Below are 12279 nucleotides of genomic sequence, written 5' to 3' on the forward strand. Positions count from 1 at the left end.
TGGTCTGCTTGAATTCTCGTCTCCGTTTTCATCATAGCTTACTAATGTGATAGTGCCGTTATTATCACCACCTAGTTTAACAGGAACTTTTAGATCATACCCAGTAGTCATTGTATCGGCATTGTATTCGCTAGCGATGATTACGCTTCCGTTTTTAGAAGTTACATTTGTATCTTTCGCGCTAAATTTAATGCCATACGCACTACTAGTTTCATTATTATCTTTGCTTAGCTCGACATACGAGATATCTACATTATCCCCAGCGATAAAGTCAAGACCAGTTTTATTATAATCCTCAGTGCCTACTGTGTGTTTGCCAAATGTAAGAGTTCCGTCTTTGTTTGTGCCAGTGCCATTTTTGTCTATACCCACAGACCAGATTGTGCCAGCACCGCTCACTGCTCGTTTTAGTTGAGCGACATTGACTGCGTCTGTGTCCTCGCTACCAGCGGCTAAGCCTGTGATTTGGCGAGTTACATTTTTATCTATATTTCCGACTGCGATAGCATTTGCTGTGCCAATCCATACAGCGTCATCAGGCATTTTTAAATTCTTATCGCCTGCTGTTTTTGTTTGAACATCGTAGCCTTTATAAGTTTTAGCAAGCCAAGTAGCGTTATTTTCGCCTAGATTATCTCTATTAGCCACTGAACCGCTACCAAGTGCTATGGTATCAGCCACAGATACAGTCGCACCCTTGCCGATAGCTGCTGAATTTACACCTTGAATTTGAACTTGACCGCCCAAAGCTCCGAGTGCGTTTGTCGCATATACCAACGAACTATCGCCAAAGGCTGTTGAATTTTGTGCAGGTAAAAGACCGCCGTTTTGATCTTTTATCCAGTTGTTAGCTGCATTTCTATCGGCTAAATCTTGAACCAAAATATTTCCGTGTTCGTCTATGACATAATAACTTCCAACTGCTCCGACAGGTTGATTATCGGTAGAAAGCAATACTTCTACCGTATCGCCATTAAGTTGCTGTAAGACTTTTGAGCTACTACCCCAAGCAACTGAATTCTCGCCGTCTGCTTGTGTATCAAAGCCAAAAGCAGTTGAACCGCCGCCGTTAGCGTGAGTTTGACTACCCCAAGCAGTCGCATTTTCGCCGTTTGCGTATGTATCATAACCAAAAGCGGTTGAATTTCTACCGTTTGCGTGAGTGCTTATACCAAAAGCAGTAGCTCTATCGCCGATTGCTTTTGTATCATGTCCGAAAGCAGTTGAATTTTTACCTTCTGCCACAGCTTTAAAACCAAATGCAGTTGAATTTTCACCACCGGCTTTGGCTTGATCGCCAAATGCGGTTGCATTAGTAGCATTTGCTTCTGAGCCTACGCCAAATGCGGTTGAATTTTGTCCGCTTGCGGTTGTTTTTTCGCCAAAAGCGATTGCATTTGTATTACTTGCTGTTGTGTAGTTACCAAAAGCGACTGAATTCATACCTTTTGGATAATATTCTACAACTGCACTATTGTCAATTTGCGTTTGCGTTTTGTCCTCTGTATGTCCGTCAGGGAAATATAAACGATAATAAGTCTGCCCGTTATATGTTACAAGCGAAAAGCTAGTCACTTCTCTACCTTGGTATGATTTTATCTCGCCTATTACTTGTTCGCTATCATCACCTACGGTTTTTGAGCCCGAACCAAAAGCGGTTGAATTTTTCGCACCTGCGATAGTATTTCTACCCCAAGCGGTTGATTCATCGGCTTGTGCTTGTGTGTTATAACCAAAAGCAGTAGCATTTTTACCAGTGATTTGTGTGGTAGTTTCCGTAGTCGTTCCCATAACGACACTTGCATCGTTTTGATATACTCTACCTGATGCAAGCGTAGGAAAATTAGCTCCCACACAAACACTAACACCAGTTGGTTTTCCTGTTGTTATATCAACGAAATTAAATGTTGCTGTGTTACAACTATTAGTCCTACCAAGTTTAAAATATCCTACCATAGTAGTATCACTAGCATCATAAGCATCTTTATCGCGATAATATAAATTATAAGTTTCAATTATAGGGACTTCGGTTGTAGTAGTTGTAACTCCTGCCGAGACATTTTCGCCCCAAGTCATAGCATTTTTACCATCTGCTGTCGTTCCCATTAAAGCAACTGAGTTATCACCATTAGCTTGTGAATTTGCACCAATTGCTACGGCGTTTGTGCCAGTAGCTTGTGCAAAAGTAACATTAGTCGCAGGGCCTACACCGTTTATGTGTATATATGGGCTTACTATTTTATCATCATCGATTCTTACGACTCTGTTGTCGCTAGTGATACTACCGCCACTTGGCAAATTCTCTATCACAGAGTATAGTTGGCTTCCATTTATTGCGTCTGTGCTATCAGCAGAGATCAGACCAGCGGCGACATTTTGGATTCTGCGTGGAGCTGTGGCGTTGCCTATGCTCACTACGCCAGTAGGTATAGCACCTGCAAAGCTTAATTTGTTTGCCGCAATCTTTCCTATCGCAACAGAATTTGTAGAGTATGTATCCATACTAGCCGAGGTATCACCTGTCACATACGCTGCACCATCTCCCAAAAAGACAGAATTTTCAATAGTAGTTTGGACATTATTACCCAAAATAAATGTTTTGTCGTCGCCGTCTTTGATTTTATTATTATTACCTATGGCATAGCTATCATTACCGTCGATATTGCTCGGATCACCAAACACACCTGAGCGATTGCCAGTTACGGTATTGCCAGTTCCCATAGCGATAGAGTTTTTACCACTTACTGTGTTGCCATAACCATGAGCGATACTCTCGACACCTGTTGCGGTTACATTGTTGTCCATACCGACTGAGAAAGATCTAGTAGCACTTGCGGTATTGCCAAAACCAAGCGCGGCTGATTTCTCGCCCTCGGCGACATTGCTCATACCGGCAGCGACAGAAAACTTAGCAGTAGTGTTGTTATCAGCACCCAAAGCCATAGAATTTGCAGCCTTAGCGTTATTTAAAGTTCCGATAGCTAGGGTATTATCCGCCATAGCATTGTTTTTCAAACCAAATGCGGTCGCATAATCGCCTTTTGCCACATTTAATCCACCCACAGCGATAGAGCCTTCGCCAAGAGCATAGTTGCTTAGACCCACAGCAGCAGCACTTGTGTTGTTTGCGTCGTTATATAAACCAACCGATATAGTATTATCAGCGTGGTTTTCGTTATAGTAACCAGCTGCGATAGAAAAATTGCTACCTTCGACAATGTTTCCATTACCAGTAGCCATAGCGTTTGTCGAGCCACCACTGATTGTATTGATTACACCGATTGCGGTAGAATTTACATCGACTATGGTATTTTCTGCACCCACAGCGGTCGAGCCGTGACCATCGACTACATTGTATGTTCCGATAGCACTAGCACCGATACCATTAGCTATATCCCTATAACCAAAAGCATTTGAGAAGGTATTGCTAGCTACTGAGCTTTGACCTACTGCCAAAGAGCCAAGGCCAGAAGCTTTTGTTGGTATGTATAGGTGACCATCAGTAGATGTATTATTATACTTATTATACTTAGTTCTTACAGCTTCTCTTTCATCTGGATCGGTTATCTCATTTATTTTATCGTTATTGAGAGTTAGCTTTCCACTACCAGCGGTTAAATATCCAGCAAATACACCTTTTAAAATTTCAATATGCTCACTAGCATACTCCTCACCACCGATGACATAGAGGTATTCATTAAGCTTTTCTAGTTTAGGAGCACTGGCTGCACCACCGATATCATCTCCACCTATTGAAATAGAGCCGTATCCGTTCGCGACAGTATTCGCACCCAGAGCCATTGCCTGACCGCCAGTTGCTTTTGCTCCCATACCGATAGCAGTGCTTTGTCCTGGTTTGTCATTTGGATCAAGAGTGCTCGCTTCGATAGCTTCTGCATAAGCACCGATAGCTATATTGCCTTGTGCATCTGGTTTTAGAGTGCTTGATTTTGCTTGGTAACCAATAGCGATAGTGCCATATCCTGCACTCGATGAGTCAGAACCGATAGAAATAGCAGCCGTTCCGTTTGCGTCTGCTCCTTTGCCATTTGAGCCACCTATCGCTATGGCACCGGCTGTGTGCGCATGAGTATTTTTGCCTATGGCTACGCTTCTACCGCCTAAGGCTTGTGCGTTCAGACCCAACGCGATAGTGCCACCGAAATCTCCGCTTGTCTCTTTACCCGCTACCGCTCCGTTACCAAACGCGATAGAATTATCACCCCTAGTTTCGGCTCCTACACCGATAGCATAGGTATTTGCTTTATGTGCTATTGCACCCATAAGTGCTAACGAATTTACTCCGTTTGCATGAGAATTATTGCCAAAAGCAGTAGAATAGTCGGCAACAGCAAATGAACTGCCCCAAGATATACCTGTTGTTACTGGCGTGGTATCCCCTGGACAACTATCTCCCGCTATATAATATATAGGAGCCAAAGCGCCATTGTGTGCTCTACATAATATAGCTGCTTCCGCCTCGCTTGGCATAAATGGCGCACTGATAGCCACTATCGTAGCTAGCGACATAGCCAGCCGTCCCAGAGCAGGCGCGCTCGCTATCTTGCCAATGCTTGAAAAAATCGTGCTACCGAACCCCTCGCGCACAGTTTTTTCGCCACTGTGACCTTTGGCTATCTCAGAGACGACCTTGACGCCGTGTGAGCTCCTTTTGAGCTTATAGACCTTGTTCATGAAAAACTCCTTTTTTTCTGCGAACTCAATCGCAAAATGTGATGAATAACTCCGTATTTTATCTCTTTAAAATTTAAAAAAAGTTTAATTACACATTTGTAAAGGATAAAATTTATCGCTGTTTTTTTTTTGCGCCGTTTTTGGGGAATTTGGGGGAATTTTTGAGGGTTGTGAGTGTGGAAATTTTCGCTAGTTATGTCATTTTTGGAATTCGCTAAATCTGTCATTGCGAGCGTAGCGAAGCAATCCAGAAAAATTTAGAAAGAATTTAAAATTTGTCAAAATTCATTTATTAATTTGAAATTTATATGTGAATTAAAATTTTTTAGAATTTCCCTAGATTGCTTCGTCGCTTCGCTCCTCGCAATGACAGATTAAGGCAAATTTGCTTCGCTATGCTCGCAATGACAAATCAAGGAAAATTTCCTCGCAATGACAATAGCATACAAAAATCTCGGGGCAGTGTTTAGAAGTTGCACTAGCGGAAAAATGCGAAATAAAAAAGCCTAGACGCAAGGTCTAGGCAAAGGGGGAAATGAAATTTAAATTTCAAACAAAATTTTAAACAAGATTTTAAATAATCAAAATTTCAATCATAAATTTAAATGACCAAAATTTTAAACCCAAAATTTAAAAACTAAAATTTCAAACCAAAAATTTAAAAAACCAAAATTTAAAAAACTAAAATTCACAATCCATGCAAATTTAAATCATCAAATTTCAAGCCAAATTTAGCCAAAAAGCTTCCTCATCGCCTTGAAAAACAGCGCAGTAATCGGGTTTGACTTGCCAGTAATGCGCACAATCCAGCTCTCATAAGTCTCGCCTTGTTTTTTGAGATACTCGTTTAGCAGCGCTTCGCTAGCCTCCATACCGCCTTGCTCCTCTGCGGCGCAAAGCTTTTTATACAGCGGTTCGACGATGTCGATAGCAGCGCGTGGCGGGGCTTTGCGGTAGGCTGTGTATTCGACAATCTCGCCTGTGGCGGGGTCTTTTTTAGGAATAAATTCGGTCATGACCCAGTAGTAACTGCCGTCTTTGGCCATATTTTTGACGACTGCGACGAAATCACGACCCTTTTGGATCGTATCCCACATGAGCTTAAACGCGATTTTTGGCATATCTGGGTGGCGGATTATGTTGTGTGGCTGACCGAGTAGCTCCTCGACGCTATACCCGCAAATAGCGCAAAAATACACATTGCCAAATGTGATGATACCCTTAGGATCGGTGCGCGAGACGATATATCTACCCGGATCTAACTTGATTTCGTTGTTTTTAGGGGTTGGTCTTGGCATTTTTTTCCTTTACGATAAAATTTCTCTCAATTTTACAAAGTGATTTATAAAATTTAACTTAAAATAAAAAAATAACAATAATATTATGTGGAAAATTTAAAATTCAGGCAGTTTGAGTATCTCAAACGGCGCGATGAAACCCTGCGCGAAATCCGCGAAAATCGCTGTTTGCGCCCGAGAAAGAGCGCACGAAAACACAGCCCCTGTGTCGGTGAAATTTAGCGTGTAAGCGAAATTTTGCTTTTTCATAAAATGTTCGAATTTCGCAATTTGCGCAAACGGCACGAAAAATTCGCAAGGCTTTTTAAGCTCGTATAATACTAGCTCGCTCGCATTTATCGCCAAATTTACAGCCCCGCCATACGCGCGCACTAGCCCGCCCGTGCCTAGCTTGATCCCGCCAAAATACCGCACCACAAGCACAGCTGTGTCGATAAGACCTGCACCACGAAGCGCATTTAGGCATGATGGCCCGCTCGTGGATTTAGGCTCGCCGTCGTCGCTTTGGTTTTCGACGATTTGGGAATACTCATTTAGCGCTCGATACGCCCAGACGATGTGGCGGGCTTTGGGGTGTTCGTATTTTAGCCGCTCACGCACGCGCTCAAACTCAGATAACGGCACCAAATGCGCGATGAAATTTGACTTTTTGACCTCTAAATTCGCGCTAAATTCGCGCTGTATGATATACATTTTCGCCTTTTGATTAAATTTAAAATTTGAATTTGAAATTTGCAGGCTTACCACCCACCGCTGGCACCGCCACCGCCAAATCCGCCTCCGCCACCGCGAAAGCCACCACCTCGCGAACTGCGCCCAAATCCACCAGAGCCACCGCCGAAACCACCGCCAAATCCGCCACCAAATCCGCCAGAACCGCCAAAGCCACCGCGCAAAATTTCATCAAGCCCGTCGCCTAAAATGATAGTGTTGCCATAATCCCCATGAGAGCGTGATTTGTTTCTCATCATCATAAAAAATACAAAGAAAAAGAAAAGCATAAAGATTATGAAATCAATGTCGATTTCCTCGCCCTGAACGCGCTCGATTTTGGCGAATTTTATGTCGCCACTCTCGATAAAATCGAGGATCGTAAGCACACCAGAAACTATCCCCCCCTCATAATCCCCAGCCCTAAAATGGGGCAAAATTTTATACTCAATTATGCGTTTTGACACGCCGTCAGTCAGCACTCCCTCCAAGCCATATCCGACCTCAATACGCACTCTGCGCTCGTTTGGCGCGACGAGCAAAAGCACGCCGTTATCATAGCCCTTCTGCCCTATGCCAAGCGCCCTAGCCTGCTCGTTCGCGACCTCTTCGATAGAGTAATCCCCGAGCGTTTTTAGGGTTACGACCATGATTTGATTGGTGGAATTTTCATCAAATTTAAGCAAAATTTCGTTTAACGCACCAGCCGTAGAGGCGCGCAAAATACCCGCCTCATCGATAATAGCCGTGTCGTTTGGCAATGCTAGATAGTCTGAAATTTTAGCCTGCGAAAAAGATAAAGCCAAAAATAAAAAAAGTAAAATTCTTCTCATTTTATTTCCACAATCTTTTCTTTTATTTCATCTTTATCGCCCATTTCATGGGGGATTTTCGCCATTATTAACGCGCAAAGCCTATCTATACCCACGCTCACAGCCTCGCCAAAATTCGCAGTTTTTGCCTGGACGCAAAATTCCTGCACAATCTGCAAAAATTCAGAATCATCAATCTTCGCGCTGATATTTTCGCCACAAACTATGTGCGCGATTTTTTCATTTTTACAAACACAAAAAATCACAGCGTTTGGGATTTTATCATATCCAAACAGCTCAAATTTACTCACGGCAAAGTCGTAAGTAAGCCTAAATTTAAAGAATTTAGGGATAAAAAATTCTAAAAATTTAGGAAATTTAGAAAAGAGAAATTTAAAGAGCAAAAATACAATCGCAATCAACTCAAACGCGCCTACTTTGCCTACTTGCTGGAAAAACATCAGCGCAGTGCCCACTACAAAGGCAATCGTGCAAGCCACGCCCCAGCTAAGGGGCTCTAAGTCCAAAGCCTCGCCACTTAGCACGCAGATGATTTCAGCGTCGCTCGCATCTTCGGCCTTTGAGATTTTATCCGTTATGGCGTCTTTGTAAATTTGCTCAATCATCTAAAACGAAACTTTTGGCGCGTTTTGATTGGCTTCGCCTGCGTTAAATACAGGCTTAGCTCCACCCTTGCCTACGAGTTTGGCGATGATATTTGTAGGGAAAACCCTAATCATCTTGTTATACTCTTGCACCACAGCGATATAGTCCTTGCGAGCCACAGCTATGCGGTTTTCGGTGCCTTCTAGCTGATTTTGCAAATCCGTGAAATTTGAGTTCGCTTTTAGCTCAGGGTATCGTTCTACAACCAGCATTAAGCGCGATAGAGCCGAGCTTAGCTCGCCTTGTGCGTTGTTAAACTGCGTAAAGGCTTCTGGGTTATTTGCGATATCGTTTGCGTCGATTTTCACACTCGTTGCCTTCGCGCGAGCCTCGATTACGCCTTCTAAGGTGCCTCTTTCATGGCTTGCGTATCCTTTGACGGTTTCGACGAAATTCGGGATCAAATCAGCGCGCCTTTGATATTGGTTTTGCACCTGCGCCCAGGCCGCATTGACATCTTCGTCTTTTAGGGTCAGTTTGTTATACACAGGCACGGCGAAAATCGCAAACACAGCCAAAATTATGCCAGCGATAATCAGCCATTTTAGCCAGCCTTTTGATGATTTTTTCTCGACATTAGCTGAGCCATTGTAAGTTTGGCTTTGCTCTGCACCTTTTGCGCCGTCATAGCCGATTTGTTCGGCGCCATTTTGGTTTTCTAACTCGTTCATACCACTCTCCTTGATATTTTTTCATGAAGTTTAACTAACACATCATACTCAATCGTGCCAAAAAATCTCGCCCACTCTCTGGCGTCATTTATCACGCACACTCGCTCGCCACCAAACTCAGCGCAAAAGCTATCCATGGACATTTTGCCAAGTAGCCTTTCGCCACTGGCTAATCGCAAATCCCCAATCCCAGCGTATCGCAAAAGCCCGTCCGCATAGCCTAAATCATAGGTGCCGATTTTCATATCGCACGGCGCGCAAAACACCCCGCCATAGCCTACCCTTTCGCCTTTTTTAAGCACTCTTTGGCTGATTAAATCAGCCCACAAGCTAAGCACAGGGCGCAAATTTAGGCTCTCATCAAACTGAGCGTATCCATACTGCGCCATACCCACACGCACAAACTCATCGTCAAACCCCGCTCTACGCTCGATCGCGGCTGAATTTGAGGAGTGGAAAATAAGCTCATTAAATCCAGCCTCATTTGCCTTAAATTTGGCGATTTTTTTAAATTCGGCGAAATTTTGCCTTTGCGCGTAAAAATCAGAGCTTAGCTCATCGCTGGCGCGGTAATGTGTCAAAAATCCGCGTAAATTTAGCGAGTGTTTTTTGCAAAGTGCCAAAGCTTCGCTTAAATCCTGCGCGCAAATGCCGTTTCTATGCATAGCTGTATCAGCCACGATATGGACTTTCGCGCCCCGTTTTAGGCGAGAGAAATAGCTCATATCATTTACGGCATAAATAAAATTTGGATTTTCGTTTCCGTTTGGAATATGCGATAAAATCAAAATTTCCTCGAAAAATTCTGAAATCTCGCGCGCTTCATCTAGCGTCCTAGTAACGGCTCTTTTGATACCAAACTCGCGCGCCAAACCCGCGATTTCGCGCATGCCATGCCCATAAGCGTTATCTTTGAGCACGAGCATAATGCGCTCTTTGGCTACTTTTTGCGAAATTTGCGAAAGATTGTGAAAATACGCTGATTTATCAATCAAAATTTCAGACATTAAAGCTCACTCCATACGCCTTGTATAAATACGGCAAAAGCTTGCGAATAGCGTAATCATAGCCGTAAAATTTGGCGTAAATTTCCTTTAAATTCGCCTCTTTTGCGTTTGCGAAATCAAACACATCTGTGCCCTCTATTTTTGGCACTTTTTCATCTAATAGCGCGAAAAATTCAGCCCTAGCGCCAAGAAGCTCTTTTATATTTTGCTCGACTAGCTCTTTTTCCATTATTTTGCAATCTCCTCTAATGCGCCCATTATCACCCTTTGCATTTCATCGCGAAATTCAGGGCTTTTAGCCTCAAATCTCGTTACGATTATCGGTGTTGTATTGCTAGCTCTCACCAAAGCCCAGCCATCATCAAACCTCAATCTAACCCCATCGATTTCTATCATATCGCGCACGGCTGGAAGCCCAGAAATGCCGTTTTTGGCTAAATTTTTAAATTTTTCAATTATCTCAAATTTTGCAGTGTCTGTGGTTTTAAATTTAATCTCATCGGTGCTGTGCATTACAGGAAGCGCGTCGAGCTCGGCGTCTAAATCAATGCCCTTTGCGACGAGTTCTAGCACTCTCATCATCGCATATACGCCATCATCGAAGCCAAAATATCGCTCCTTAAAATAAATATGCCCGCTCACCTCAGCCGCCAAATCAATGCCAAGCTCCTTCATAGCCTTTTTGATATTGCTATGGCCTGTTTTGCCCATAAAGCTCTTGCCGCGGCGGTTTATCTCATCATACATTACCTGCGAGCATTTCACCTCGCCCAAAATTTTCGGCTCTTTCATATTTAGCGATAAAAGGCAGGCTAGCTCATCGCCTTTGATATTTCGCTTCGCTGTTAGCACGGCGATTCTATCGGCGTCTCCGTCGAAACCAAAGCCCAAATTTAGCCCGTTTTCGCTAATTGCATTTTTTAAATCGACTAAATTTTTCTCTTCGCTTGGATCTGGGTGGTGGTTTGGGAAATTTCCGTCAGGTTCTGGAAATAAAATTTTAGCATTTAAGCCTAGTTTTTCTACGATTTTACACGCCGTAACACCTGCTGCGCCGTTTGCGCAATCAATCACAAATGGTGTTTTGAAATTTTTCAAATTTGCAAATTCTTTTTCAAAATAATCCAAATACTCGCCCAAAATATTATATTTTTCGCAAAATGTATTTGTTGGGATCTCCACGCCACTAGCCATAAATTCAGCCACTTGGCGGCCGAGTGTTTTAAGCTGTGCGCCAAAAAAACTATCCGTGCCAATTGTGATTTTAAAGCCGTTATAATTTTTCGGATTGTGCGAGCCTGTAATCATAATGTTTGCGTCAAATTTGTGCGTAAATACGCCAAAATACCCCACGGGCGTAGGCAAAAGACCAATATCAAAAATCCTAAGCCCAGCGTAATTAAGCCCACTTACTAGGTATTCAAACATATCTGGCGCGCTTAGCCTCGCATCATAGCCCACACTGATACGCTCACGGCCTAAATGGCGCAAATGCATACCAAAGGCAAAACCAATCGCCTTAACGCTCTCTTCGTTTAGATCCTCGCCCACGATTCCGCGGATATCGTATTCTCTAAAAATATCTTCAATCATAAAATTCCTTAACAAAAAAATTACAATATTTTAAATTATAAATGTTAAAATTTGTCAAATTTAAGGAGTCAAAATGAAAAAAATTTTTCTTATTTGTGCGATTTTGGGCGCAGTTTTTGCTAAGGATTATGAGGTGATTGATAGTGTAAATACTTCGTTTAGAATTTTTGGCAAAAACGATAGAATCGAGGTTATCAGCGTCAGCGACCCTAAAATCGACGGGGTTACATGCTTCATCTCATACGCCAAAAAAGGTGGCGCCAAAGAGATTGTTGGCGTCGAAGAAGACCGCTCAGAAGCCTCTGTTTCATGCAGCCAAACAGCCCCAAAAATCATAATCAAAGAAGAGCTTAAAAAAGAGGATATATTTGCGAAAAAATCCTCGCTAATCTTTAAAAAAACCCATGTCGTGCGTATGTTTGACGAAGCAAGCCAGAGCATAATTTATCTAGTGTATTCAGATAAAATCATCGACGGCTCGCCAGATAATTCTATCTCGGCAATTCCGTGCAATCAAGCCGTAGGCAAGGTGTGCGAATTTGCATATAAAAAATAAAATTTCACTGTCCGCAAGCATGAAATACTAACCCGAAATTTTGCTTTTAAGTGTCATTGCGAGCGAAGCGAAGCAATCGCCAAATTTTAAATTACCAACCGCCAAAATGGCAAAAAATTTTAAAATTTTAAATTCTATAAAATTTTAAAATTTTTTTAAATTTTTTGTAAGGGGGGAAGGGGGCTTGAATTGCGATGTCGCTCCCCTTCCCCCCTTACCAACCCCCTAACCCCCGACGACGCTTGCAGAGTGGCGTGCTACGCACGCGCT

General features: G+C 42.8%; 10 protein-coding genes. 1 reads left to right on the top strand and 9 read right to left on the bottom strand.

What is annotated here, in order from left to right:
- The 9 genes from OFN67_RS06905 to OFN67_RS06945 form a co-directional block, all read right to left on the bottom strand.
- Nucleotides 1-4695 (bottom strand): hypothetical protein (locus OFN67_RS06905; RefSeq protein WP_270868777.1); only part of this gene is annotated, 4695 nt, incomplete at its 3' end.
- A gap of 731 nt (nucleotides 4696-5426) precedes the next feature.
- Nucleotides 5427-5993 carry a PAS domain-containing protein gene (locus OFN67_RS06910; protein WP_270862991.1) on the bottom strand — a complete coding sequence of 189 codons (567 nt, stop codon included), beginning with the start codon at nucleotides 5991-5993 and terminating at the stop codon, nucleotides 5427-5429.
- A 96-nt stretch (nucleotides 5994-6089) separates the two neighbouring features.
- Entirely contained in the window at nucleotides 6090-6686 is a 597-nt protein-coding gene (locus tag OFN67_RS06915; protein ID WP_270868778.1) for an IMPACT family protein, read from the bottom strand.
- A 47-nt stretch (nucleotides 6687-6733) separates the two neighbouring features.
- Nucleotides 6734-7537: a TPM domain-containing protein gene (locus OFN67_RS06920; RefSeq protein WP_270868779.1), complete on the bottom strand. Its 804-nt coding sequence runs from the start codon at nucleotides 7535-7537 to the stop codon at nucleotides 6734-6736.
- Nucleotides 7534-8142 carry a hypothetical protein gene (locus OFN67_RS06925; RefSeq protein WP_270868780.1) on the bottom strand — a complete coding sequence of 203 codons (609 nt, stop codon included), beginning with the start codon at nucleotides 8140-8142 and terminating at the stop codon, nucleotides 7534-7536. The genes OFN67_RS06920 and OFN67_RS06925 overlap by 4 nt, the downstream gene beginning before the upstream one ends.
- Nucleotides 8143-8853: a LemA family protein gene (locus OFN67_RS06930; protein WP_270868781.1), complete on the bottom strand. Its 711-nt coding sequence runs from the start codon at nucleotides 8851-8853 to the stop codon at nucleotides 8143-8145.
- Nucleotides 8850-9860 carry an alanine racemase gene (locus OFN67_RS06935; RefSeq protein ID WP_270868782.1) on the bottom strand — a complete coding sequence of 337 codons (1011 nt, stop codon included), beginning with the start codon at nucleotides 9858-9860 and terminating at the stop codon, nucleotides 8850-8852. Before OFN67_RS06935 ends, OFN67_RS06930 begins: the two co-directional genes overlap by 4 nt.
- The gene (cmeU, locus tag OFN67_RS06940) at nucleotides 9853-10089 is read right to left on the bottom strand and encodes a CmeU family protein (protein ID WP_270859962.1); all 237 of its coding nucleotides are present in this window, start codon (nucleotides 10087-10089) and stop codon (nucleotides 9853-9855) included. The genes OFN67_RS06935 and cmeU overlap by 8 nt, the downstream gene beginning before the upstream one ends.
- Nucleotides 10089-11453 (bottom strand): phosphomannomutase/phosphoglucomutase, encoded by a 1365-nt coding sequence (locus OFN67_RS06945; RefSeq protein WP_270868783.1) that lies wholly within the window; start codon nucleotides 11451-11453, stop codon nucleotides 10089-10091. Before OFN67_RS06945 ends, cmeU begins: the two co-directional genes overlap by 1 nt.
- 73 nt (nucleotides 11454-11526) lie before the next feature.
- Here OFN67_RS06945 and OFN67_RS06950 point away from each other — a divergent pair, with 73 nt between their 5' ends.
- Nucleotides 11527-12009, top strand: a complete 483-nt coding sequence (locus tag OFN67_RS06950) for a CreA family protein (protein ID WP_270868784.1) — start codon at nucleotides 11527-11529, stop codon at nucleotides 12007-12009.
- The last annotated feature ends 270 nt before the right edge of the window (nucleotides 12010-12279 follow it).

The organism is Campylobacter sp. JMF_11 EL3 (assembly GCF_027736965.1).
Taxonomy (GTDB): domain Bacteria; phylum Campylobacterota; class Campylobacteria; order Campylobacterales; family Campylobacteraceae; genus Campylobacter_B.

Coding starts and splice junctions, on each gene's coding strand:
- OFN67_RS06910 (WP_270862991.1), bottom strand. CDS start 5,993: ATGCCAAGACCAACCCCTAAAAACAACGAAATCAAGTTAGATCCGGGT.
- OFN67_RS06915 (WP_270868778.1), bottom strand. CDS start 6,686: ATGTATATCATACAGCGCGAATTTAGCGCGAATTTAGAGGTCAAAAAG.
- OFN67_RS06920 (WP_270868779.1), bottom strand. CDS start 7,537: ATGAGAAGAATTTTACTTTTTTTATTTTTGGCTTTATCTTTTTCGCAG.
- OFN67_RS06925 (WP_270868780.1), bottom strand. CDS start 8,142: ATGATTGAGCAAATTTACAAAGACGCCATAACGGATAAAATCTCAAAG.
- OFN67_RS06930 (WP_270868781.1), bottom strand. CDS start 8,853: ATGAACGAGTTAGAAAACCAAAATGGCGCCGAACAAATCGGCTATGAC.
- OFN67_RS06935 (WP_270868782.1), bottom strand. CDS start 9,860: ATGTCTGAAATTTTGATTGATAAATCAGCGTATTTTCACAATCTTTCG.
- cmeU (WP_270859962.1), bottom strand. CDS start 10,089: ATGGAAAAAGAGCTAGTCGAGCAAAATATAAAAGAGCTTCTTGGCGCT.
- OFN67_RS06945 (WP_270868783.1), bottom strand. CDS start 11,453: ATGATTGAAGATATTTTTAGAGAATACGATATCCGCGGAATCGTGGGC.
- OFN67_RS06950 (WP_270868784.1), top strand. CDS start 11,527: ATGAAAAAAATTTTTCTTATTTGTGCGATTTTGGGCGCAGTTTTTGCT.